Annotated in this window: 19 protein-coding genes; 10 read left to right on the plus strand and 9 right to left on the minus strand. The window is 34.9% G+C overall.

Annotated elements, in window-relative coordinates; all coding sequences use genetic code 11:
* Positions 1 to 63: 63 nt before the first annotated feature.
* The 9 genes from CQA38_RS00805 to dcd all read right to left on the minus strand — a co-directional run bounded on the left by CQA38_RS00805 (position 64) and on the right by dcd (position 8,415).
* On the minus strand, positions 64 to 1,068 hold the full coding sequence (locus tag CQA38_RS00805) for a 3-oxoacyl-ACP synthase (RefSeq protein WP_137632109.1): 1,005 nt from the start codon (positions 1,066 to 1,068) through the stop codon (positions 64 to 66).
* Positions 1,065 to 1,853, minus strand: coding sequence for an AAC(3) family N-acetyltransferase (locus tag CQA38_RS00810; protein ID WP_137632110.1), 789 nt, complete (start codon positions 1,851 to 1,853; stop codon positions 1,065 to 1,067). The genes CQA38_RS00805 and CQA38_RS00810 overlap by 4 nt, the downstream gene beginning before the upstream one ends.
* Positions 1,850 to 2,083 carry an acyl carrier protein gene (locus CQA38_RS00815; protein ID WP_137632111.1) on the minus strand — a complete coding sequence of 78 codons (234 nt, stop codon included), beginning with the start codon at positions 2,081 to 2,083 and terminating at the stop codon, positions 1,850 to 1,852. The genes CQA38_RS00810 and CQA38_RS00815 overlap by 4 nt, the downstream gene beginning before the upstream one ends.
* Before the next feature lie 30 nt (positions 2,084 to 2,113).
* Positions 2,114 to 2,866, minus strand: a complete 753-nt coding sequence (locus CQA38_RS00820; protein ID WP_137632112.1) for a GNAT family N-acetyltransferase — start codon at positions 2,864 to 2,866, stop codon at positions 2,114 to 2,116.
* Entirely contained in the window at positions 2,853 to 4,355 is a 1,503-nt protein-coding gene (locus CQA38_RS00825; RefSeq protein ID WP_137632113.1) for an amino acid adenylation domain-containing protein, read from the minus strand. Before CQA38_RS00825 ends, CQA38_RS00820 begins: the two co-directional genes overlap by 14 nt.
* Complete coding sequence (locus CQA38_RS00830; RefSeq protein WP_137632114.1) at positions 4,352 to 5,662, minus strand: DUF4910 domain-containing protein; 1,311 nt, start codon at positions 5,660 to 5,662, stop codon at positions 4,352 to 4,354. The genes CQA38_RS00825 and CQA38_RS00830 overlap by 4 nt, the downstream gene beginning before the upstream one ends.
* Positions 5,656 to 6,786 (minus strand): UDP-4-amino-4,6-dideoxy-N-acetyl-beta-L-altrosamine transaminase, encoded by a 1,131-nt coding sequence (gene pseC, locus CQA38_RS00835; RefSeq protein ID WP_137632115.1) that lies wholly within the window; start codon positions 6,784 to 6,786, stop codon positions 5,656 to 5,658. The genes CQA38_RS00830 and pseC overlap by 7 nt, the downstream gene beginning before the upstream one ends.
* Positions 6,780 to 7,784, minus strand: a complete 1,005-nt coding sequence (gene pseB / locus CQA38_RS00840; RefSeq protein ID WP_137632116.1) for a UDP-N-acetylglucosamine 4,6-dehydratase (inverting) — start codon at positions 7,782 to 7,784, stop codon at positions 6,780 to 6,782. Before pseB ends, pseC begins: the two co-directional genes overlap by 7 nt.
* Before the next feature lie 70 nt (positions 7,785 to 7,854).
* A complete protein-coding gene (gene dcd / locus CQA38_RS00845) occupies positions 7,855 to 8,415 on the minus strand; it encodes a dCTP deaminase (RefSeq protein WP_137632117.1) in 561 nt (186 codons plus the stop codon).
* Positions 8,416 to 8,561: 146 nt separating this feature from the next.
* Here dcd and accB point away from each other — a divergent pair, with 146 nt between their 5' ends.
* The 10 genes from accB (at position 8,562) to trpA (ending at position 23,351) form a co-directional block, all read left to right on the plus strand.
* A complete protein-coding gene (accB, locus tag CQA38_RS00850) occupies positions 8,562 to 9,014 on the plus strand; it encodes an acetyl-CoA carboxylase biotin carboxyl carrier protein (RefSeq protein ID WP_137632118.1) in 453 nt (150 codons plus the stop codon).
* Complete coding sequence (locus tag CQA38_RS00855; protein ID WP_137632119.1) at positions 9,014 to 10,345, plus strand: acetyl-CoA carboxylase biotin carboxylase subunit; 1,332 nt, start codon at positions 9,014 to 9,016, stop codon at positions 10,343 to 10,345. The genes accB and CQA38_RS00855 overlap by 1 nt, the downstream gene beginning before the upstream one ends.
* Before the next feature lie 473 nt (positions 10,346 to 10,818).
* Positions 10,819 to 12,873, plus strand: coding sequence for a nucleotidyltransferase (locus CQA38_RS00860; RefSeq protein WP_249355139.1), 2,055 nt, complete (start codon positions 10,819 to 10,821; stop codon positions 12,871 to 12,873).
* A gap of 2 nt (positions 12,874 to 12,875) precedes the next feature.
* Positions 12,876 to 14,672, plus strand: coding sequence for a glutamine--fructose-6-phosphate transaminase (isomerizing) (gene glmS / locus CQA38_RS00865; protein ID WP_137632121.1), 1,797 nt, complete (start codon positions 12,876 to 12,878; stop codon positions 14,670 to 14,672).
* Positions 14,673 to 14,721: 49 nt separating this feature from the next.
* Positions 14,722 to 17,898, plus strand: a complete 3,177-nt coding sequence (locus CQA38_RS00870; protein WP_137632122.1) for a S8 family serine peptidase — start codon at positions 14,722 to 14,724, stop codon at positions 17,896 to 17,898.
* A gap of 107 nt (positions 17,899 to 18,005) precedes the next feature.
* A complete protein-coding gene (locus CQA38_RS00875; RefSeq protein ID WP_137632123.1) occupies positions 18,006 to 19,247 on the plus strand; it encodes an anthranilate synthase component I family protein in 1,242 nt (413 codons plus the stop codon).
* Positions 19,247 to 20,860, plus strand: coding sequence for an anthranilate phosphoribosyltransferase (gene trpD / locus CQA38_RS00880; protein ID WP_137632298.1), 1,614 nt, complete (start codon positions 19,247 to 19,249; stop codon positions 20,858 to 20,860). Before CQA38_RS00875 ends, trpD begins: the two co-directional genes overlap by 1 nt.
* Positions 20,850 to 21,440 (plus strand): phosphoribosylanthranilate isomerase, encoded by a 591-nt coding sequence (locus CQA38_RS00885; protein ID WP_137632124.1) that lies wholly within the window; start codon positions 20,850 to 20,852, stop codon positions 21,438 to 21,440. Before trpD ends, CQA38_RS00885 begins: the two co-directional genes overlap by 11 nt.
* Positions 21,437 to 22,615: a tryptophan synthase subunit beta gene (trpB, locus tag CQA38_RS00890; protein WP_137632125.1), complete on the plus strand. Its 1,179-nt coding sequence runs from the start codon at positions 21,437 to 21,439 to the stop codon at positions 22,613 to 22,615. The genes CQA38_RS00885 and trpB overlap by 4 nt, the downstream gene beginning before the upstream one ends.
* On the plus strand, positions 22,608 to 23,351 hold the full coding sequence (trpA, locus tag CQA38_RS00895) for a tryptophan synthase subunit alpha (protein WP_137632126.1): 744 nt from the start codon (positions 22,608 to 22,610) through the stop codon (positions 23,349 to 23,351). The genes trpB and trpA overlap by 8 nt, the downstream gene beginning before the upstream one ends.
* Positions 23,352 to 23,409 lie beyond the last annotated feature (58 nt).

The following is a 23,409-nucleotide window of genomic DNA, read 5'->3' on the forward strand; positions in this document are numbered from 1 at the left end:
TTATTTTTGATATGAAAAGCTTTAAAAAATAAACTCAAATATTTTTCTTTGTAGAAACTAAGTTTATTTTGCTTTGATGATCTTGCTTTTAAAAGCTTTAAGCCTTAAACTAGCTAGCATAAAATGCATTCCTGTTCCATAACTTGCTAGCAAAATTTGCTTTCCCCCCCCCCCATCTTTGAGTTTTGTTTGGTTAAAAAGTATTAAATTTGCACTTAAATTATTGGCATCAAGATTGCCAAATTGTTCTAAAGACTGAGAAAAGCATAGTTTTTCATCTAGTTTTAAGTTTTGAAGTAATTTTTTTCTAAAAAAATCATTAGCATAATGAAAGAAAAAATACTCATATTGCAAGGCTTTATTTTTGTTTAAAAAAGTCTCTAAGAGTTTGGGAAATTTTTCTTGCACTAAGGAGAAAAATAAATCATTATTCACCTTGATAAATTCGCTTTGTCCTTGTTTATATGAAGAACTTGAAAATGTTTCCTCAAGTGCAAACTCACTAAATAGTTCTTGCATAAAAAAGCAAGTTTCATCTTTTTTATTGCTTTTGCTCAGTAAAAAAGCACTGGCACTATCACTTAGCGTAGCATAAGTAAAGCTATCTTTTGGATCTATTTTTTTGCTTTTTACACTTGCACAAACTAAGATTATGTTTTTATATTCTTTATTTTCAAGATGTAAAAAAGCTGTGAGCAGTCCTTGTAAAAAGGCTGTGCAATAATTTGTAAGATCAAGGCAGGTGGTTTTTGAGTTTAATTGTAGCTCTTTATGGATAAGTGAGCTTGTAGCAGGAGCGTAAAAATCAGGCGTATGACTAGCAAAGATGAGTAAATCAAGCTCATTTTTATCAAAATTTGTGAGTTTTAAAAGCTCATCAATAGCCTTTATACTTAAATCACTTGCAAAGCTTTGTTTGTCTGCTATAAAATGCTTGTTTATACCCATTTGTGCTTTGAAAAACTCTCTTTTGCTTTGGCTTAGATGGGCTAATTCTTCATCTAAGCTTTTTTCACATTCTCCAAGCACTAAAACGCCAGCTTTTATAGTGTGTAAGTTTGTTTTCATTGTGTATCCTCAAGTAGGGCATTTTCATCTTGTTTTAAGGCTTTAAAAACACTTTGAAAGTATTTTTGAGCAGCAATTAGAGTAAGGCTTGAGTTGGCAAAGTCTAGACTTTTAAAATTATCATCTTTTTTAAGTAAACTCACTTGTTTTTGCACGCTTAAATTTGAGTTTTTATCTAAGGCTCTTACAAAATACTTTATACTTGCTTCATAAGCATGTGAGTTTTCATCTATGATTTGTCCTTTAAATTCCTTAAAATAGCGATACTTCACCCCAACTTGTTCTTCAACAAAATGCGTAAAAGTAAAACCAAGCTCTTTGGTGCCAAGCAAGAGTATCTTACCAGCTTTTTTAAGCAAAATCCCATATACTGAATCCTTATCAAAACAGCTTTTGCAAGGCTTTAAAAAGTCTTTTTCATCTTTACCTTTAATGGCAAAAGAAAAGATTGGATCAAGGCTTCTTTTCACACCAGGCATTTTTCTAAAATGTTCAGTTAAAATGCCCATGGTGCTAGGTGTTTTTTGTATATCAAAGGGTTGATTTTTACAAAAACTATAAGAAAAAGTTGGCATGATGAGGGTGCCATTTTTACCTAAAAGCTCCTCAAAAGAGCTTATAAGAGCATTTAAAAAGTCCTCTTTTTTACCCACAAACTCGCCAAAATTAAAAAGCTGAGTATGCACACAAAGAATGTCATCTTTTTGAACTCCAAGTTTTTCTAAGCAAGTTTTAAAATCCTCATCATAAAAAAGCTTATTTTTTGCCTTAAATAAAGCCCTCATTTGCCAAAAGCCTCTTTAATCATAGCTTGTATGCTCTTAAAACTTTCAAAATTTTCAGCCTTAATAAACTCAGCCTTTAAGGCTTGATGAAAATGCTTTTCTATAGCAGCAACTAAAGCCATAATGTCTAAAGAGTCGATTTTACCTGAGCTTAAAAGCTCTGTATCGCTTTCTTTTATATCCTCTCTTTCTATGGCTTTGAAAAGCTCTTTAAGTTCTTGAGTATTCATGTTTTTCCTTTCATTTAAAATGTGTTTATATCAATTAAAATTCCTATAAAATTCTAATTTCACCATATCTTGAACAAAGCCAGCTCTTTGATAAAAATTTATGGCTTTTTCATTGTTTTCATTGACAAAGAGTTTGAAAAAATAAGCCTTTTGATTGAGTATGAAAAAATGATTGAGTAGGGCATAGCCTGCATTTTTATGTTCTTGCTTTATGCTTGAGGCTATAAAGTCAAGATTTGCACACCCTAGCTGAACGCTAAAACTTAGTGCAGCTTTAATTTTGCCTAGTTCTTTTACGCAAAGTATTTCTTTTTTTCTTATCTTTGCTTGCAAATCAGCCTCATCATAAACAAATAAAAACTGCTCATCAAAATAGCTTGTAAAAAAATCCTTTAAATCATGTAAATCCTCAAGCCTTGCAAATTCGACAAAGTCAAAATTTATAGGCTTTAAAGTCTCATTCTTAAGCCTCATTTGCACAAAGCTTTCAAAGCCTTGAAAATGATTGTATTCTAAAAAATCCTTAAAATTTAAAAGCTCTTTTTGTCTTTTATAAATGAGTTTGATTATGCTATTTTTAAGCTTAAAATCCTTGTGAGTATGGCTTATAAAAAAATGCAAAAGTTTTGAGTTCTTTTCATAAAAAAAGAAATTATGCTCAATTTGCTTTAATGTGAGTTTAGAGCTTAAAAGCTTTTCTTTTAGGCTTTGCATACCCTCATAATAGTTTTGAAGCTTAAAGCCCTTTTCATAGGCTTTTAAAAAGTTTTCAAACGAGTTCATATAAAGCCTTTTTATCTATTTTGCCATTTTGATTGAGTTTGAAATGTTTTAAGGCCATAAATTTACTTGGCAGCATATAAGATGGTAATTTATCCTTTAAAAAGCCTTTAAAATCAAGCTCTAAAAGCTTGCTTTCATAAAAGCAAATAATGCGTTCATCTTTATAAATACAAGCGCAGTTTTTAATGTCCTTATGAGCATTTATAATGCTTTCTATCTCGCCAAGTTCTACTCTGTGTCCTTTGATTTTGATTTGATTATCCTTGCGTCCATAGCATAAAAGCTCGCCAAATTCATTATAAGCGACAATATCGCCTGTTTTATACACTAAGTCTAAATAAGCATTATGTAAGGGGTTTTGTATAAAGGCAAGACTTGTTTTGTCTTTATCGTTATAATAGCCCAAAGCAAGGCTAGTTCCACGCACAAAAAGCTCGCCCTTAACACCAACTTGCTCTTCATCGATAAGCTTTAAGTTTTCATCAAAGACTAGAAGCTGGGTATTATGACAAGCCTTACCTATAGGCAAAATATCCTCATCTTTAAAGTTTCTATTTACCTTATAAAAGCAACACACATCAGTAATTTCAGTAGGTCCATATAAATTTGCATATTCTGCCTTAGGCAAATGCTTTCTCCAATAATTTAAAGCCTTATTTGGCATGATTTCTCCACAAAATAATACCTTTTTAAGCTTGCTTAGCTTTAGTTCATCTAAAGCCTGAGTATTAGCAAAATAAATCAAAACCGAAGGCACCCAAAAAATCATGCTGATATGATGTTGTTCAAGATAGCTTAAAACCTTAGCAGGAAAGGCAAAAAGTGAATTTTCAAGTATGTGCACACAAGCTCCAGCTTTTATGCTTGAAAATATATCTAAGATAGAATTATCAAAATAAAAAGGGGCTTGATTAGCTAAAATTTCATGTTCATCAAGTTTGAAAGTCTCACACACCCAAAAAGTATAATCAATCACGCTTTTATGAGCAATGCTTACACCCTTTGGTAAGCCTGTGCTTCCACTTGTAAAAAATACATATAATAAATTTGTGTCAATATGCTTTTCTTTAGCTTTTATAAGGGCATTTTCATTGATTTTAAAGTTAGAAAAATCTTCACAATACAAGGTTTTTATTCCCAAAAACTCAAAATCATACGCTTTGCTTGTGATTAAAAGTTTGGGCTTTAATACTGTTTTGATCTTTTCAAGCCTTTCTTTTGGACTTTTTTCATCAAGTAGGGTATAAAAATGTCCACTTTTTGCTACCCCAAAAAAGCTTATTAAACAAGCTATGCCCTTTGGCAGTAAGATAAGCACACTTTCTTGAGTAAAACTGTGTTTTAAATGACTTGAAATTTCACTAGCAAGCTTTTGGCTAAGGGTATTAAAATCCTTATAATTTATACTTAAATCGCCCTCAACAAAGGCCGTTTTTTCAGGGTATAATTGCACACTTTTTTGTAAAAAATCATCAATATGTCTTATCATGAGTTTACCTTTTTAATGAGTTTGTGTTTTAATAACTTTTCTATACATTCTCTAAGCTCATAAGCTTTTATGCCAAGTTTATCAGCTATATCTATGCAGTCATTTTGTGCGTTGCAAAAAGCAAGAAAGTTTGCAATAAGAGGAGGGGAATTGAGTAAGCTTAAGGTTGGATAAAGTCCTCTTTTGCCTAAATTTGGCTCGCAAAAACACTCACTTTTATATACAGCATTGATTTCTAGGTTACAAATAAGCTGGATCATAGTTTCAAGGGAGTTAAATAAGCCCTTAGCACTGATGAAGTTAAGATCATCTAAGCTAGTGTGGTATTCTTTAAAGTCCCCATACCTTGTCCTACATAGCCCAACTACTGGTAAATTGACATTTGGGGAGCAGTATTGTCTCTCATCGCTTCCCCTGTCTAAGAAGCTAAATTCTTTAAAATTTTCTTTATTTTTAAATGTATGTAAGGCTATTTTATCAGCCAAAGTATTGGCATTTGGACTGTGAATGAGTGAATAAGCCTCATCATCGCCCATGCAAGAAAGCACAAAGCCAGCTTTTACTCTTTTTTGTAAGTGTTTAAGATGTTTGCTTAGATAGACTATAGAACCTATGGTTTCAGGCACAAAAACAAAGCGATAATTATATTTTAAATGCCCCCCCCCATAAGCGTAATTTTGCAAGTGCTTGGCTAAAAAGCAAGCTACAATAGGACCACTAAGTTCATTGTTTGCCATAGAAGGATGGCATAAATAGCTTGAAATGAGCACTTCATCTTTGCTTTTTGTGCTAGAAGGTATGAGTAAATCAGCATAGTTTAAAACCCCATTTTCATCATGCTTTGCATCTATAAAGACTTTGTATTTACCACTTTTTAGCTTTAAACGTTCATTATGTGCTATACAAAAACCCCAACGCTTTTTATAATAACTCGTTACATAAGGGATAGCCTCAGGTAAATGCTCAAGCGAATATAAGTGCTCATTAAGCTCATCTAGGCTAAGTTCTTTATCAATGGAGGTGGAGAAATTTAAAAGATGAAGATTATTTTGCTTAAAATCACAAATTTTTTTGCCCTCAGGAGTGATGATGAAGGCTTCTTTAACGCTATATTCAGGAGGCACAAGCCAGTCAAATACCTGAGTGCCACTTTTAATGCTGTGAATGTTTAAGGCATTGTTTAAGTTCTCATTTAAAATTCCAAGACTTTGTCTAAAGCCCTCGCCAGTAATGCTTCTAAAAAGCGGAAAAAGCCTTGAAGCTAGAGCGTGCATTTGCTTGCCTAAATTTGCGTTTAAATTTAGCATACACAAGCCTTTTTGAGACTTTCACAAAGTGTAAAAAGCTTGTCTTTAACAAATTTTGCTTGATCTAGGCTCATTTCTTGATGACAAGGAATGCTAAGCTCGCTTTTATAAAAATGCTCTGTATTTTCAAGCCTTATTTCTCCCATTAAATTCTTATAAAAGCTAAATTGATAACTTGGCTTGTAATGCACCTGCACGCCGATATTTTCTTTAATCAAGCCTTCAAATAATTCTTCTTTTTGACAATGAAGCTCTGGATAAAGTAAGATAGGATATAAATGCCTTGAGCTTTTTTTGTATTCTTTTATCTTAATGGTGCTAAAATAGGGATTTTTTTCAAATTCCTTATCATAAAAGCTAGCGATTTTTTCTCTTTTTTCTAAGTTAGTATCAAGCTTTTTAAGCTGATTAAGCCCCAAAGCACAAGCTACATCACTTAAGCGGTAATTATAGCCCAAACTCAAGCTATCACTATCCCAAAGCCTTTTTTTAAAAATGCCATGACTTCTTAAAAGCTTGATTTCTTTGATCAAAGCCTCATCATTGCTTACTACAGCTCCACCTTCAAAGGTAGTGATAGGCTTAACAGGATGAAAGGAAAAAATACTAAGCTTTGCATGAGAGCCTATCTTTTTGCCTTTAAACTCGCCTCCTAGGGCATGGCTTGCATCATCAAGTACAGGGATTTTATACTTGCTTGCTAGGCTTAAAATTGTATCCATTTCAACGCTATTGCCAGCAAAATCAACCACGCAAATAGCCCCTATATTTTGAGCACTTGCCTCAAGCCTTGTTTCAAGCTTTTTTTCATCTATATTGCCATCATTTTTTATATCGATAAACTCAACTCTAGCTCCTGCCATTAAAGCTGCATTAGCTGTAGCGATAAAGCTCATAGGCGTGCTTAAGATAGTTTTATCCTTAACATTTAAGCTTAAAAAAGCAAGGTGCAAGGCTGAAGTAGCTGAGTTTACAACGCAAGCATATTTTACGCCTACATACTCACACAAGGCTTGTTCAAATTCTTCTACTATCTTGCCCCCAGTTAAAAACTCATTTTTTAAAGCCTCGCTTACAGCCTTTATATCGCTTTCATCGATATTTTGATGAGAATAACTTAACATTCAAAACCCTTATTAATAATGCTTAAAATCTCTTCCCTGCTTGCCCAAGAAGGATTATTATCTGAACTATAAGAAAAATTTGGCTTTACTTTTTTGCCTTTTTCATTAAGAGCATTGCAAGAAAAATCGATATTGGTATTAGCAAATTTAATGCTAGGAGCGATGACAAAATGATCTTTAAACTCATAAGTTAAATGGCTATCATCACTAGCTATCATGATCTCATGCAGTTTTTCTCCAGCTCTTATGCCTATGATTTTATGTTTTAAATTTGGAGCTAAAGCTAGGGCTAAATCAGTGATTTTCATGGAGGGAATTTTAGGGATAAAAATCTCTCCACCTTGCATTCTTTCAAAGTTTTTAAGCACAAATTTTACCCCTTCTTCAAGGCTGATAAAAAATCTAGTCATATGCTCATCAGTAATTGGCAGTTCTTTAGCACCCTGGGCGATAAGCTTTTTAAAAAATGGCACTACTGAACCCCTTGAGCCAACGACATTGCCATATCTTACTACGCTAAAAAGAGTATGATCGCTGCCTACTATGTTGTTTGCTGCGACAAAGAGTTTATCACTTGCGAGCTTGGTAGCCCCATATAAATTCACAGGATTGCAAGCCTTATCAGTGCTAAGAGCTATGCATTTTCGCACCTTGTTTTCAAGGCAAGCATCGATGACATTTTGAGCGCCATTTATATTTGTTTTTATGCATTCCATAGGATTGTATTCAGCAATTGGCACATGCTTTAAAGCAGCAGCATGTATGACAAAATCCACCCCATTCATCGCTCTAATCAAGCGATCTTTATCACGCACATCGCCTATAAAATACCGCATGCAAGAAGCCTTATAAGTTTGAGCCATTTCAAATTGCTTAAGCTCATCTCTTGAATAAATGATGATTTTTTTAGGCTTAAATTTACTCAGTAAAATTTGAGTATAAGTCTTGCCAAAAGAGCCAGTGCCACCTGTGATGAGTATGCTTTTGTCATTAAACATTACTTTTCCTCAATTTATCCTAAGTCTTTAAATTTTTATTTTAGCAATAATCGTTCCAAAAATCAGCCTTTCATTTTAAAATTCTTGGCAAAGTTATGCCTTTTTGGCTTTGATACTTACCTTTTTTATCTGCATAAGTGGTATCGCATTTTTCATCACCTTCTAAAAAGAGCACCTGGGCTATGCCCTCATTGGCATAAATTTTTGCTGGCAAGGGCGTGGTATTTGAAATTTCTATGGTGATATGTCCTTCAAAACCCGGCTCAAAAGGGGTAACATTAACGATAATGCCACACCTTGCATAAGTGCTTTTACCAAGACAAATAGCTAAAACATTATCAGGCATTTTAAAATACTCCAAAGTCCTAGCTAGAGCAAAGGAATTTGCTGGCACTATACATACATCGCCTTCAAAATCAACGACATTGGCTTCAAGAAAATTTTTTGGATCAACCACGGTTGAATTAACATTAGTAAAAATTTTAAACTCCCTACCCACGCGTATATCATAGCCATAGCTTGAAAGCCCATAGCTCACCACGCCTTTGCCTATATTTGCTTCACAAAATGGCTCTATCATTTTATGTTCTAATGCCATTTTTCGTATCCAATTATCCGCTTTTAAGCCCATATTTTACCTTTGTTTTTAATTTGAAATTATACTTGAAATTTATCAAATTTTAATTACTTTCATAATAAAATCTCATTTTTAATCCCAAAATTTTAAATCTTTGGGTATAATTTAGGATTAAGTTCTTAACAAAATTAGGAGATTTTATGACTAAGGAAGAAATTAAAGAATTAATGGCTTTATTTGCAGAAGCTAATATCAGTAAGATTAAGATCAAAGAACAAGATGGCTTTGAGATCGAGCTTGAAAGGGAGGTTTGCGAGCCAGCTCCAGCTCTTGTATGTCCTCCACAAACTGTAGCCCCACAACCTATAAATGTTAATGTTGTCAATGAAGCTTCCCCAAATAAAAAACACAACCAACCAACCCTAAACAGCCCAATGGTAGGCACTTTCTATCAAGCCCCAAGCCCTGGTGCGGCAAGCTTTGTCAAAGCTGGCTCAAGTGTTAAAAAGGGCGATACTATAGGCATTATCGAGGCGATGAAGATCATGAATGAAATTCAAGCTGAGTATGATTGTAGGATAGTTGAAGTTTTAGTTGCTGATGGGCAACCTGTTGAGTTTGATATGCCTTTATTTGTTGTGGAGAAAATTTAATGGAAATCAAAAGCGTTTTAATCGCAAATCGCGGTGAAATAGCTCTGCGAGCCTTAAGAACTATCAAAGAAATGGGAAAAAAGGCAATTTGCGTGTATTCAAAAGCTGATAAAGATGCCCTTTATTTAAGATATGCAGATGCAAACATTTGTATAGGTGATGCAAGAAGCACAGAGAGTTATTTAAATATACCAAATATCATCTCAGCGGCTGAAATTTCTGAAGCTGACGCGATTTTTCCGGGCTATGGTTTTTTAAGTGAAAATCAAAATTTTGTTGAAATTTGTGCTAAGCATAACATTAAATTCATAGGTCCTTCAGTAGAGGCTATGGCTTTGATGTCTGATAAAAGTAAAGCAAAGCAAATGATGCAAAGAGCTGGAGTGCCTGTGATCCCCGGAAGTGATGGGGCTTTAAAAGGTGTTGAAGCGGCTAAAAAGCTGGCTAAAGAAATAGGCTATCCTATCATTTTAAAAGCTGCAGCTGGCGGGGGCGGACGCGGTATGCGTGTGGTAGAAAAAGAAGCTGATATAGAAAAAGCCTTTTGGTCAGCAGAAAGTGAAGCCATGACAGCCTTTGGTGATGGCACTATGTATATGGAAAAATACATTCAAAATCCACGTCACATAGAAGTGCAAGTTATAGGTGATAGCTTTGGCAATGTCATTCACATAGGCGAAAGAGATTGCTCTATGCAAAGACGTCATCAAAAACTCATCGAAGAAAGCCCTGCGATTTTACTTGATGAAAAAACAAGAGCAAAGCTTTTGGATACGGCTATAAAAGCAGCTAAGGCTATAGGTTATGAAGGAGCTGGAACCTTTGAGTTTTTAGTGGATAAAAATTTAGATTTTTATTTTATCGAGATGAATACGCGCTTGCAGGTTGAACACTGCGTAAGTGAGATGATAAGCGGGGTTGATATTATCGAGCAGATGATAAAAGTGGCTGAAGGTTACGCTTTACCAGCTCAAGAAACTATCAAGCTAAGAGGGCATAGCATAGAATGCCGCATTACAGCTGAAGATCCAAAAAGTTTTGTGCCAAGTCCGGGCAAAATCACTAAATATGTCCCACCAGCTGGACGCAATGTCCGAATGGAAAGTCATTGCTATCAAGGCTATAGCGTGCCTCCTTATTATGATTCTATGATAGGAAAGCTTGTGGTTTGGGGCGAGGATAGAAACAGAGCTATTGCAAAGATGAAAGTGGCTTTAGATGAATTAATCGTTTCTGGCATTAAAACCACACGAGATTTTCACTCTGCTATGATGGAAAATCCAGACTTTTTAAACAATACCTTTGACACCAATTACCTTGCAAGACACTAAAAAGCTAAAGGGCGAGTGAAGTTTATCAGCCCTTTAGCTTTTCAACTCAGCAAAACACAAAGATAAATTTGCTATGATACCATCTGCAAAAAGTTTTATCATCAAAATACTAAAAAAAGAGGTTAGATTTGCAAAGCAAATTTCAAGAACTTAAAAATGATTTAAACGCCTTTAAAGCAAGTTATGCCAAGCTTTTTTTAAAACAGGGCTCTTTTAGCTTGTATTATTCTAAAGAAGTGGATAATTTTGTAAAAAAAACCTTTAAAATCATACTTGAGGATTTTTTTGAGGATTTTTTACCAGATGATGAAAGTGTGCCTTTGTGTATCTTAGCACATCATCAGTATGCAGATTTTAAACTTGCAGCTTATGAAAACTTGCCCTTACTTTTTGTGTATAAAGATGTGCCTGCGTATCATTTAAAACCTATTATGAAGGCTTTTATTGCCGCTTTAAACGATCTTGGCTTTGTTATGCAAGCTGAAATTTGCGAGCTAAATGGACTTGTAAGCAAGGCAAAACTTGGGCTTGATCTGTTAAATTTAAGGTATTTGTGTGGTTCAAAAGCCTTATTTAAAGCTGTAAAAGAAACAAGCACGCTTTATCTACAAAATCACAAACTCGAGCTAGCAAACAAAATTTTAAGCCAACTCAACCACACTCAAACGCCTTTCATCGCTCAAGAATTTGATATCAAAAAAGACTTTGGCGGACTTGATAATTATCTTTTGCTTCGTTCTTTGCTTTTGTTGTTTAAAAACTCCCCTCAAAGTTACGCCCTTGAGTTTATCGATGAAAACGAGTTAAGCGAGCTAAGGTTGGCTATGGATTTCTTGCTTTCTTTAAAATCTGCTTTAAATATAGAGCATTCAAAAGATGAAGATGAATTTCAGCTTGCAAAGCTTGATTTTTTAAGCAAACTTATGCAAAAAAAAGATAAAAAAAGCGTTGATGCAAAAAAGGCTTTGCTACAAAAAGCGATGAGTTCAATGCAAACAAGTGGAATTTATGCTCTTTATCTGCAAAAATGTATTCAAAACCTGCTTGACAAGAATGAAAATTTAAGTAAAATCGGGCATTTCAAGCAAGATCAAAAAGGTGTAATTTATCTTGATGAAAGTATGCAGTTTCAAAATGCAAGCGAGTTTTTAGCCGCTTTAAATTCCCTTGAAGATAAGCCTTTGGAATTTGACATTAGTGTTTTGATGAGCTTGCGTCGTTTAAGGGTGCAAAAAGATGAATTTGAAGAGCTTCTTAAGCATTTTAAACAAAGTCTTTGCCGCAAACACAGCTTTTCTTTACTCAAACTTTTCTTTGACAGCTCCTTTTTAAGCATAATGCTTAAGCCCTTAGCCTCATTTCGTTTTTTGCTTAGCGAGGAAGGAGCTTACAGCCTTGATGAAAATGCCTTACTTTGCCTTAAAGAGCTTGAGCTAAGCTTTGATGAGTTTGAATGCTTTAAGGCTTTAAATGCTGATGAAACAATGATCTTAAAGCTAAGTGTTGTGATGAGTGCGATTGAGGCTGAAAATGAAGTTTCTTTAGCAAACATTTATCGATCATATTGTGCAAAACTTAGCTTAAATGCTGATTTGGTAGAATTTGGCTTAAGAGTGTTTAAAAATTTTAATGCCATGAAAGATATCATCGAAAAAGAAGATATTTATAATGAAACCATTATCTTTACGCTCATTAGTCGTCTTGAAAATGAAAAAACTTTGCGTTTGATTCACGCTTTAACTCTTATCAATGCAAGAGTTTTACATATCACGCATGATTTTTATTTTAGAAGTCTTGAAAAACTGCTTTTAAATGCTTTGGCTGGCTTTGAAGATGTGAATTACCTTGATGAGATCGCAAGAAGGGTAAAAAAAGAGCAAACCTTAAAGCGAAGCAAGGTATTTTTAGATCAAAGCAGTATCTTGCAAGATAAGATCACGCATATAGTTTCAAACCTTTTCATCATCAAAAATAGCTTTGAAGATATAGTAAAAATTGCCAAAATCGCCCAGCAAAAAGACTTTAGCTTTAGCTTTAACAACGAAAAAAATCTCATCTTAGAAATGATAGCTTTAAAGCAATTTGATATCGCTAGTATTTTAAATGCACTCAGTAGTCTAAACCTCATCTTTATGAGCTTTTTTCAGCTTTTTGATGAAAAAATTTATCTTAAATTTGAGTATTCAAATACCATAAGTGATATTCAAAAACAAAAACTCACTCAACTTTTAGAGCAAAATTTAGTGCATAAAAACAAGATAGAGCTAAAAAAACCAAGCATTAAAAAAGATGAGCTAAAATTTGATTTAGAGTATTCAAAAAGCTATGTCAAGCTTAATCTTAACGCCAAGGATCAGCAAGGCTTAATGGCTTTTGTAATGCACGAGTTTAAGCGTTTTGATTTGAATTTAAGCGCAGCTAAAATTCAAACAATCAAAGGACGCACACGCAATAGCTTTTATTTTGAAAAAAATGAAAATTTATTGCAAAAAAAAGATGAACTCATCAAATCCCTAACAAGCGAGTAAAAATGTGTGGAATAGTAGGTTATATAGGCAATAAAGAAAAAAAAGAACTCATCATCAGCGGGCTTAAAGAGCTAGAATACAGAGGCTATGACAGCGCCGGTCTAGCTGTGATGAAAGAAAATGAACTTGACTTTTTCAAAGCTGTTGGCAAGCTTGAAAATTTAAGCAATAAATGCAAAAACTTCACAAGTGAGGGCTTAGGCGTAGCCATAGGACACACACGCTGGGCAACACATGGCAAGCCAACAGAAATCAACGCTCACCCTCATCTAGGACAATACTCCTGCGTTATTCACAACGGCATTATAGAAAATTACAAAGAGCTTAAAGATAAGCTTGAAAGCAAGGGCGTAAGCTTTTTAAGTCAGACAGATACTGAAGTCATCGTAGCTTTGTTTGAATTTTATGCAAGCACCAATGAACCTTTTAAAGCTTTTGAACTCACTATAAAAGAGCTAAAAGGAGCCTTTGCTATACTTTTAGTGAGTAAAAAAAGTCCAGATTGTATATATTTTGCTAAAAATGCTGCACCTTTAATCATAGGCAAAAATGCCTCAAATGAGCTGTATTTTGCTTCAGGAGATGCAGCTTTGATAGGTCATGTTGATGAGGTGGTGTATCTTGAAGACTTAAGTTATGGTAAAGCTAGCCCAACTTCGCTTGAAGTATATGAAAATAATACGCTTAAAAACCTACACTTTAGCAAACTTTCTCAAGATAAATCCTACGCCCAAAAAGATGGCTTTCGCTTTTTCATGGAAAAAGAAATTTATGAGCAAAGCCGTGTTTTAAGCGAGGTTTTAATGGGGCGTGTTGAGGGTGAAAGCATAGTTTTTGATGAGCTTAAAAATGAGGACTTAACAGCCTTTGATGAGATCACTTTGTGTGCGTGTGGCACAAGCTATCATGCGGCTTTAGTGGCAAGTTATTTGTTTGAAAGAGTGGCAAAAATCAGAGCTAGGGTTGAAATAGCTAGCGAGTTTCGCTATAAAGAAGGCATTATCAAGAAAAATTCACTTTTCATCGTCATCTCTCAAAGTGGAGAAACAGCTGATACGCTTGAAGCCTTAAAGATTGCTAAAGAAAAAGGTGCAAAAAGCTTTGCGATTTGCAATGTAGATAATTCAAGCATAGTTCGCCTTGCAGATTTAAGTATTTTAACAAGAGCTGGCATAGAAAAAGGCGTAGCAAGCACCAAAGCCTTTGCTTCTCAAGTGCTTACCTTATGGCTCATCGTTTTATATATAGCTCAAAAAAAGCAATTTAATATCAGCAAAGATATAAAAGCACTTTTGCACACTCCAAGTGTGGTTGTCGTTCAAAGTAAGCTTCATGAAAAAATCCACCGCCTTAGCAAACGTTACTTAGATGGGCATGGCTTTTTTTACATAGGACGCGATGTATTTTATCCTTTAGCTTTAGAAGGGGCTTTAAAGCTTAAAGAGCTTAGCTATCTACATGCTGAGGGCTATCCAAGTGGAGAGATGAAGCACGGACCTATAGCCTTAGCTGATACCAAGCTTTACACCATAGCTTTAATGCCAAAAAATATGCTTTATGATAAAACAAAGTCAAATGTTGAAGAACTCATCGCAAGGGATTCAACCTTACTTTGTATCTCGCCGCTTGAGTTTGACTTAAGTGATGATTTTATCAAAACTTCAGAGCAAGAGCATTATATGTGTGAGTTTTTTGAGATGATGCTCATCACTCAGCTTTTAGCTCTTGAAATTTCTGTGCGTCTAGGCAATGATGTGGATATGCCAAGAAATCTAGCCAAATCAGTTACAGTGGAGTGATTTGCAACGTTATTTTATAGTTTTATAAAAGCGTAAAGTTGGAGTTAAAATGTGCTTGTTTAAAAGGGCTTGGGTTTTATTTTTTGTTTTTACATTAAAGCTTTTTGCCTTAAGTCCTTTTGAGCTTCACAATGTTAATGAAGCTCATCAAAGTGGCATTACAGGAAATGGCGTTCATATAAGCATACTTGATGATGCCTTTAATATTACCCATCAAAGCCTTAAAGATAGAATTTTAGGTTCTGTAGCTTATCCTAGCGATCAAAATGGGCAAAGCTATACTCCAAATTTTTTAATTGATACTCATGGTAGCCATGTGGCTGGTATAGCACTTGGTTCAAGACTTGGAGGAAGTGAGCCTTATGGGGCTGCTTATAATGCAAGCTTTTATGGTGTTGGCATTTTTGGCGATAACACACATACAAACTTACCCGATATTTACAATATACTTAAAAACAAAGGTGAAGTAAAGATCGTAAATAATAGCTGGGGTTCTAACATATACCCTGTTGTGGGGCTTGAGTATGATTTAAATAAGAACTTAGTTCAAAACACAAGTATAATAGATGATGCAAATTATGCTATGAAAGAGCTTACAAACCCTTTAGCTCCCACAAGTGGGCTGTATAAACTTGCTCAAGAAAGAAAGCTTTTAAGTATATTTGCAGCTGGCAATGAAGGTGTTTTATCGCCAAACATACAATCTGTTTTGCCAAGATATGATGAAAGTATTCGATCTTGGCTTGCGGTGGGTGCGCTTGATAGCGAGTATATCACTAGACAAGCTGATGGTAAGCTTATTATCGATGGCAAGGGCGTGGCTGATTTTAGCAATGGCTTTAAAGGAGCTGTAAATTTCTCCCTCACAGCAGCTGGAGTAAAGATCAACTCAGTTGATGCAAATACAAACAATAGTTATACTTTAAAACAAGGCACTTCTATGGCTGCACCTTTAGTCAGTGGAGTTGCAGCTTTGGTGCAAGAAAAATTTCCCTTTTTAAACGGCGCACAAATTGCAGATGTGCTTTTAAGCACGGCAAATAAAGATTATCAAGCTCCAAAAATGGTTGTTAAAAGTATTGGCGAGGGCAGTGGTGCAAGTGTTAAAACAACTTATACCCTAGTGTATATAGATCAAGCCGTGCCAGCAACTGATGCTGAAAAAAGAGCTGATGTTGATGCTTTGTATAATGGCTTAGCACTTAATATAGGTGGCGTGCTTCAAAACTACACAGATTATATAATGAATAATTTAAATACCACTCAAGCTGCTCAGCAAGTAAGTAAAGAAGAGATTTTCGGACAAGGCATACTAGATGCTCAAAAAGCTTTGCAAGGTTTAAGCATACTTGATACAAATCGCTTGAATTTAAAAGACATTCAAACACATAATAACAAACAACAAGCCTTTTATACCCTTGATACTCAAGGATACACAGCCGAGTTTAGCAATGATATCAGTCAAAAAACTTGGGATAGCAATTTACATTTAAGCTCAGCTCTTAACAGCCCAGCAGCGCAAATGCAAAATATCACTGAAGTAGGCTTGATCAAAGAAGGACAAGGCTCGCTCATCTTAAGTGGAACAAATTCTTATCAAGGCGATACTATAGTGCGTGGAGGCATTCTTGCTTTGTATAAAAGAAATGATGGTTCAGGAGGAAGCCTTCAAAGTTCAGTTTTTGTAGAACAAGGCGGAACCTTATTTGTGGGTGAAAGAAGCGATTTAAACGCAGACATTAAAAGGCTTGCGAGTATATTTTCTAAGGCTATGCCAAGTACAAGCAGTGTGGTTTTAAATCAAAATTTACACAATAATGGCTTGCTTGATATAGGAGGTAATGGTTTAGCAGTGCTTGAGGTAAAGGGTGCTTATACTCAAGCAAGTTTGGCGACTTTAAGATTGAGCTTTAATACAAGTGGAAATTCCTTACTTAAAGCTAATAATTACAATATAGCTCAAGGCGCTTCTTTGGTGTATGCGCCTATAATTGCTCAAATTTCACCGAGCGCGCAAAATATTGCTTTAAATTTGGGCGATTTAAAAAATTCTTTATCTCAGTTTAATGTAAGTGTGGCTAATTCTTCAGTATTTGACTTTACTCTTTCACCTGATAAGCTGGTTTTAAATGCAAGCACTAAAGCAAATGTTTATGCAAATTATGAAGGAGCAAATGCAAGTCTAGCAAGGGCTTTAAGGGCTATGGCTATGTCAGGAACTTTGCCAGCTTCTTATACTCAGTTTTTTGGCGAGCTTAATGCTATGGCAAATAATGATTATGTAAAAACCTTAGAAAGTATAGACAATAACGATCATCTTAAAAATACAGCAAGGATAAGAAGAATTCAAGAAAGATTAGGCTTTGAAAATATACTCTTGCTCTTGCAAGAAAATAGCGAGCAAATCAGCTTAAATCCAAGTTATACTTATGTTGATGATGAATCTTATGATGGATATGGCGTGGGTTCAAAATTAGAAGCTTTAAAGTATGTTGATGAGAGAACTTTTTTGGCTGGATTTTTAAACTATGCGTATAATTACAGCGATTTTGAAAACTCATATATAAAAGCTCATCTTCTTTCAACGGGTTTTACTTTCAAATCTGATCTTGATTTTGTAAATGTTGTGAGTGGTGTATCTTTGGGCTTTGCTCGAAATCAACTTCGAAGAAATATTTACAATCAAGACTCTCGCCCAAAAGCAAGCTATAACAACCTTTTAAGCTCTTTTCACGCAGGTATAAGCAAGGATTTGCTTTTAGATGAAAAGCTTTCTTTTGCTTTGATTGATTCTACATTAAAACTCTCTCCTATGATTTATGGCGCTTATACTTTTATGTATCAAGATGAGATCAAAGAAAACAAAGCCTTGCTTAGCGTAAATCATAAAAACAAAAACTATCATAGTCTTAGTATGAGCGTGGGGACAAATTTATCTTATACATTAAGTGATGCGTATGATTTAAATCCAAGTTCAGGTTTTAATCTTTTTGCGTTTTACGAACAAAGATTACTAGGCAATGTGCTTAAAAATAGTGCTTCTTTTTATGATTTTACAGGTTCAAATTTTAATCTTAAGCACAAACTGGATAAAAGTCTTATCCGCATAGGAGCAAATGTGCGTCTTGGCACAGATAAAACTTCTTTTTTGCTGGGTTTTGATGATGAGATAAGTAAAAACTCAAACAATATTAATTTTAATATAAAAGCACAATATCAGTTTTAAACTCTTGGCTTTGTTTCTTGATTTTACAATGCTTTTAAAGCTAAATTCAGCCAAATTTTAGCCTTATTATCTTAAACTTTTATTAAGAAAATAATCAAAGGTTTTTTATGCTTTCATGCTCGCCGATTGTGTATTATAAACAACTTTTAAAGCATTATGAGTATTCTTATTTTGCTGAAGATGATAACAAAGTCATCATTGGTATTGACCCTCTTTTTTTAGACGCTAAAGATATGGACTTAAGTCAGCTTAAATTTGAGTTTTATCAAGAAAGTGCGAAAAAGCCTTTGTGCGAATATGCTGGATTTTTTGGGGTTTTAGCTGCTGATTTTTATACTTTTTTTGAAAAAATTGACACGCCTAGGCTTAAAAATTATGATTTTCCTTTGTTTTTATTTGCCAATGCTAGGGCGTATTTGGTGTATGAAAAGCATTCTAAGCTTTATTTTGAGTATGGAGATAAAAAGTATTTTGAGTGCTTAAAAGATGAAGAATTTCAAGATAAGACTTGTAAGTTTGATTTTAAGATAGAAAATGATTTAGAAGCTGAAAAAGCTGATTTTATAGCCATGATACAAAAGGCTAAAGAATACCTTGCCAGTGGAGACATCTTTCAAGTCGTGCTTTCAAAACAACTTTGCATACAAAGTAATGTTGATAGCCTTAGCTTTTATAGTGAGCTTGCAAAGCAAAACCCAAGCCCTTATATGTTTCACTTTCCAAGTAGGTATGGCGTTGTGGTTGGCTCTTCACCTGAGCTTGTCTTAAGTATTAAAAATAAAGAAATTTTTATCGCTCCTATAGCTGGCACAAGAACTTTAGATGAAACAAGTGATAAAGAGGCTCTAGCAAAAGATTTACTCAGTGATGAAAAAGAATTGTGCGAGCATAGAATGCTTGTTGATCTTGCGCGTAATGACATCTCTAAATTTGGGACAAAAACTCGGGTTGAAAATGTCTTTGAGCTGGTAAATTATCAATATGTCATGCATATAGTTTCAAGTGTGTATGCTTTTTTAAAAGATGAAGCAAGCATTTTTGATGCTATAGGGGCTATCTTTCCAGCAGGCACCTTAAGTGGGGCTCCAAAGATTAGGGCTTTAGAGCTTATATCTCAGCTTGAAGGGCTTAATCGTGGCGTGTATGGTGGGGCTATTGGCTTTTTAAATTTTAATGAAAATGTATGCCTAGCCATTATTATACGTTCAGCTTTTTTTACTCAAAACAAAGCTTTTATCGCAAGTGGGGCTGGGGTAGTGATGAAAAGCGAGGCTGAAAAAGAATACGCTGAGATCAAGGCTAAAAGACAAAGCCTCATTAAAAGCTTTGAAGCTTTAAGGGATAAATGATGATTTTATTGATTGATAATTATGATTCTTTTGTATTTAATGTCAAAACCATGCTTACTCAGCTTTATGAAGGCGAAGTAAAAGTGGTGCGAAATGATATGATAAGCTTAGATGAGCTTAAGGCTTTAAAGCCAGATTTTATAGTCATAAGTCCAGGACCCAAACACCCAAAAGATAGTGGCATAAGCTTAGAGCTTTTTAAAAGCGGTTTAGATATACCAATACTTGGCGTTTGTTTGGGTCATCAAGCCTTAGGGCTTGCTTTTAATGCGACTATTTCAAGATTAGAGCAAGTTGCACATGGTAATACTTCAACAATCAAGCTTGAAGATCAAGCTTATATTTTTAAAGATATGCCCTTAAGTTTTGAGGTGATGCGTTATCATTCTTTAGTAGTTGAGGATTTACCCCAGTGCCTAGAAGCTCTTGCTTATACTGAAGATGGAGTTTTAATGGCGATGAGGCATAAAAGCTTGCCTTATTTTGGTGTGCAGTTTCATCCAGAGAGCTATTTTAGCGAATATGGGCTAAAGATTTTTAAGAATTTCTTAGAATTAAAAGCTGAAAAAAAGCCTGAAGAAAAACCAAAACTAACTCATTTTATCAACAAACTTCAAGAAAATACCGCCCTTACAAGCCTTGATTTTGAAAAAATTTGTAAAATCATCGCTTCAAAAGACTATGAGCCTATACAGCTTGCTGCCTTACTTATCTTAATCACTGAAAAATCCTTAAACGAAGAATCCCTAAGTGCCTTAGTGCGTAATATCTTAAAATACTCACAAACTTTTAGCGATGAAAGTGAGATGATCGATATAGTAGGCACAGGAGGCGATGGCTTTAAGAGTATTAATGTCTCTACCACAACAGCTTTTATCTTAGGCGCACTTGGCGTAAAGGTAGCAAAGCATGGAAATAAAGCCATTTCAAGCTCAAGCGGAAGCTCTGATGTGCTTGAAGCCTTAAAAATCAATACATATAAGAGCATAAGCAAGCAAAAAGAAGTGCTTGATAAACTAGGACTTGCCTTTTTTCACGCTCCTTATTTTCACTCCTTAGTTGGTGAGGTAAGAGAAGTAAGACAAAAACTTGGGGTAAAAACCGTGTTTAATGTCTTAGGGCCCTTATTGCACCCAAATTTAAAGCTTAAATACCAGCTTTTAGGTAATTATCACGAGCCTGTGCATAAGCTTTTAGCTGAGGTTTTAAGGGCACTTGGACGAAAACATGCCCTTGTAGTGCGTGGTAAGGACGGCATGGATGAGATAAGCATTTGTGCAGATACTAGCGTATATGAGCTTAAAGATGGTGAGATCTTATACTATGAAGTAAGCCCAGAACAATTTGGCTTTAAAAGAGCTTTTCACAGCGATATAGTAGGAGCTGATGCGAGCTTTAATGCGAAGATTTTGCTTGATACTCTAGCTGGGAAGATTAAGGGGGCTAAATTTGATATAGTAGTGCTTAATGCTATGTTTGCTCTTTATACAGCAAATAAGGTTGAAAATCCTATGCAGGCTAAGGATATAGTGCTTGAGGCTATTTATTCTGGTAGGGTGCTTGACTTTTTTCACACCTATCAAGAACAATTAAGAACCTTGCATGAAAATTAAAATTTGTGGGATTAAAGAAAGGCAAAATTGCGAGCAAATTGCTAGCTTAAATATCGATTATATGGGGCTTATCTTTGCAAAAAGCCCAAGACAAGTAAGCTTTGATTTAGCCCAAGAGCTTAGCCTTATCATTAGAAATTCAGGAAAAAAAGCTGTTGGGGTTTTTGTTGATGAAAGCGATGAGTTTATACTCAAGCATGCAAGTTTTTTAGATGTCCTTCAGTGTTATAAAAAGGTAAGCAAGGATCTTTATACTCAAGCCAAAGCCTTAAAACTTGAACTTTGGCAAGTTATAAGCGTAGATGAAAAGCTTAAATATGATGAAAATATCAATGCTGATTTAGTGCTTTTTGATACTAAGGGTAAATTTAAAGGCGGTAATGGCACAAGTTTTAACTGGAATTTATTGCAAGATTACCCAAAAGACTTTGCCTTAGCTGGTGGCATAGGACTTGATAATATAGAACAAGCTTGTAAGTTTAAGCCTAAGATCATCGATATAAACTCAAGGGTTGAAAATGCTTTAGGCTTAAAGGATAAGGCTTTGATTATGCAACTTTTAAAAAAGGTAGGACGATGAAGAAAAGTTATTATGGGGATTTTGGAGGTAGCTTTGTGCCAGAAACGGCTATGTTTGCTCTTATCGAGCTTGAGTATGCTTTTAAAACCATAGCTTTTACAAAGGAATTTAAAAAAGAGCTCAAAGGCTTGCTAAAAGACTATGTAGGGCGTAAATCTCCATTGTATAAAGCTCAAAATTTAAGTTCATATTATGGGCATGAAATTTATCTTAAAAGAGAAGATTTAAATCACACAGGCTCGCACAAGATCAACAATGCTCTTTCTCAAGCCTTATTAGCTAAAAAAATGGGTAAAAAAAAGATCATTGCTGAAACTGGAGCTGGACAGCACGGCTTAGCTACAGCTACAGCTGCGGCACTTTTGGGCTTAGAATGTGAAGTATTTATGGGAGCAACTGACGCACAAAGACAGGCTTTAAATGTCCAAAAAATCAAACTCTTAGGCGCTAAGGTAAGAGAAGTTCATACCGGCTTAAAAACACTTAAAGAAGCTACTACAGCAGCCATTCAAGTGTGGATCAATGAGATAGAAAAAAGTTTTTATGTCATAGGAAGCGTAGTTGGTCCTTATCCTTACCCACAAATTGTCGCGCATTTTCAAAGCGTGATTGGCAAGGAGTGTAAAAAACAACTTCAAAAGCTTGGTAAAAAGGCTGATTATGTCATCGCTTGTGTGGGTGGTGGATCAAATGCCATTGGAATTTTTCAAGGTTTTTTAAAGGATAAACACACTAAGCTTATCGGTATAGAAGCAGGAGGCTTAGGTGTTGATACGCCTTATCACGCAGCCACTTTAACAAAGGGAAGAGATGGCATAATCCATGGCATGAAAACTAAGGTTTTACAAGATGAATTTGGCAATATCTTGCCCGTTCATAGTATATCAGCTGGGCTTGATTACCCCGGAGTTGGTCCAGTGCATGCGTATTTGCAAAAGCTTAAACGCGTCAAATACTATGCTGTGAGTGATGATGAATGCATGAATGCTTTAAAGCTTTTATGTCAAAAAGAAGGCATTATCCCAGCTGTTGAAAGTGCTCATGCTCTTGCTTATCTTGAAAAACTTTGTCCAAGCCTAAATAAAAAAAGCGTTATAGTAGTCAATATCTCAGGCAGGGGCGATAAGGATATGCACACTATCTTAGGCTATAAAAAAGGAAAAATTTATGGTTGATTTTAAGCATTTTTATAAAGAAAAGGCAAATGTGGCTTTTAGTGTATTTGGCTATCCAAATTTAGCCACAACTAAGGCTTTTTTACAAAGACTTGATACAAGTAAGATTGATATTTTAGAACTTGGCATAGCCTATTCTGATCCTATAGCTGATGGTAGGATAATCAGCGAGGCAGCCTTACAAGCCTTAAATGAAGGCATAAATATACACGAGGTTTTTAAAAGCTTAACTGAGCTAAAAATCAAAAAGCCTATAGTTTTTTTAGTCTATTATAATTTAATCTTTTCTTATGGGATAAAACAATTCGTTGAAGAGAGTAAAAAAGTAGGCATTAAAGGGCTTATCGTGCCAGAACTTCCTTTTGAAGAAAATGAAGAGCTTTTTAGGGAGTGTGAAAAAGCAGGGCTTGCACTCATCCCTTTAATCAGCGTTACAACTTCAAAAGAACGTATGCAAAAGATACTCACAAGGGCAAGTGGCTTTGTATATGTGGTGGCTAGTCTTGGCATAACAGGGGGCAAGCAAGTAGGATTTTCAAGGCTTAAAAGCTTAGTTAAAGAGCTAAGAGCTTACACAACTTTACCTATTTTTATAGGTTTTGGAATAAAAAATGCTAAAGATGTGCAAAATATCAAGCAAATTTGTGATGGAGCTATAGTTGGCACAAGTATTGTTGAGGCTTTTAAAGAAAAAAAGATCACAAAAATCATGCAAAAAGTGAATGAAATTTTTTAAAAAGCGAAGAATAAATTATTTTTTTATTTTTCATTTATTATAATTATACTTAAAAAAG

Source organism: Campylobacter sp. MIT 12-5580 (assembly GCF_005406235.1).
In the GTDB taxonomy this organism is placed as follows: domain Bacteria; phylum Campylobacterota; class Campylobacteria; order Campylobacterales; family Campylobacteraceae; genus Campylobacter_D.

Excerpts from the sequence above, each read along its gene's own strand:
- trpD (WP_137632298.1), top strand. The coding sequence starts at position 19,247 with ATGATTTTATTGATTGATAATTATGATTCTTTTGTATTTAATGTCAAA.
- dcd (WP_137632117.1), bottom strand. The coding sequence starts at position 8,415 with ATGGGCTTAAAAGCGGATAATTGGATACGAAAAATGGCATTAGAACAT.
- CQA38_RS00885 (WP_137632124.1), top strand. The coding sequence starts at position 20,850 with ATGAAAATTAAAATTTGTGGGATTAAAGAAAGGCAAAATTGCGAGCAA.
- CQA38_RS00805 (WP_137632109.1), bottom strand. The coding sequence starts at position 1,068 with ATGAAAACAAACTTACACACTATAAAAGCTGGCGTTTTAGTGCTTGGA.
- trpB (WP_137632125.1), top strand. The coding sequence starts at position 21,437 with ATGAAGAAAAGTTATTATGGGGATTTTGGAGGTAGCTTTGTGCCAGAA.
- CQA38_RS00825 (WP_137632113.1), bottom strand. The coding sequence starts at position 4,355 with ATGATAAGACATATTGATGATTTTTTACAAAAAAGTGTGCAATTATAC.
- CQA38_RS00820 (WP_137632112.1), bottom strand. The coding sequence starts at position 2,866 with ATGAACTCGTTTGAAAACTTTTTAAAAGCCTATGAAAAGGGCTTTAAG.
- CQA38_RS00815 (WP_137632111.1), bottom strand. The coding sequence starts at position 2,083 with ATGAATACTCAAGAACTTAAAGAGCTTTTCAAAGCCATAGAAAGAGAG.
- pseB (WP_137632116.1), bottom strand. The coding sequence starts at position 7,784 with ATGTTTAATGACAAAAGCATACTCATCACAGGTGGCACTGGCTCTTTT.
- pseC (WP_137632115.1), bottom strand. The coding sequence starts at position 6,786 with ATGTTAAGTTATTCTCATCAAAATATCGATGAAAGCGATATAAAGGCT.
- CQA38_RS00810 (WP_137632110.1), bottom strand. The coding sequence starts at position 1,853 with ATGAGGGCTTTATTTAAGGCAAAAAATAAGCTTTTTTATGATGAGGAT.
- CQA38_RS00830 (WP_137632114.1), bottom strand. The coding sequence starts at position 5,662 with ATGCTAAATTTAAACGCAAATTTAGGCAAGCAAATGCACGCTCTAGCT.
- accB (WP_137632118.1), top strand. The coding sequence starts at position 8,562 with ATGACTAAGGAAGAAATTAAAGAATTAATGGCTTTATTTGCAGAAGCT.
- CQA38_RS00860 (WP_249355139.1), top strand. The coding sequence starts at position 10,819 with ATGCAAGCTGAAATTTGCGAGCTAAATGGACTTGTAAGCAAGGCAAAA.
- glmS (WP_137632121.1), top strand. The coding sequence starts at position 12,876 with ATGTGTGGAATAGTAGGTTATATAGGCAATAAAGAAAAAAAAGAACTC.
- CQA38_RS00855 (WP_137632119.1), top strand. The coding sequence starts at position 9,014 with ATGGAAATCAAAAGCGTTTTAATCGCAAATCGCGGTGAAATAGCTCTG.
- trpA (WP_137632126.1), top strand. The coding sequence starts at position 22,608 with ATGGTTGATTTTAAGCATTTTTATAAAGAAAAGGCAAATGTGGCTTTT.
- CQA38_RS00875 (WP_137632123.1), top strand. The coding sequence starts at position 18,006 with ATGCTTTCATGCTCGCCGATTGTGTATTATAAACAACTTTTAAAGCAT.
- CQA38_RS00870 (WP_137632122.1), top strand. The coding sequence starts at position 14,722 with ATGTGCTTGTTTAAAAGGGCTTGGGTTTTATTTTTTGTTTTTACATTA.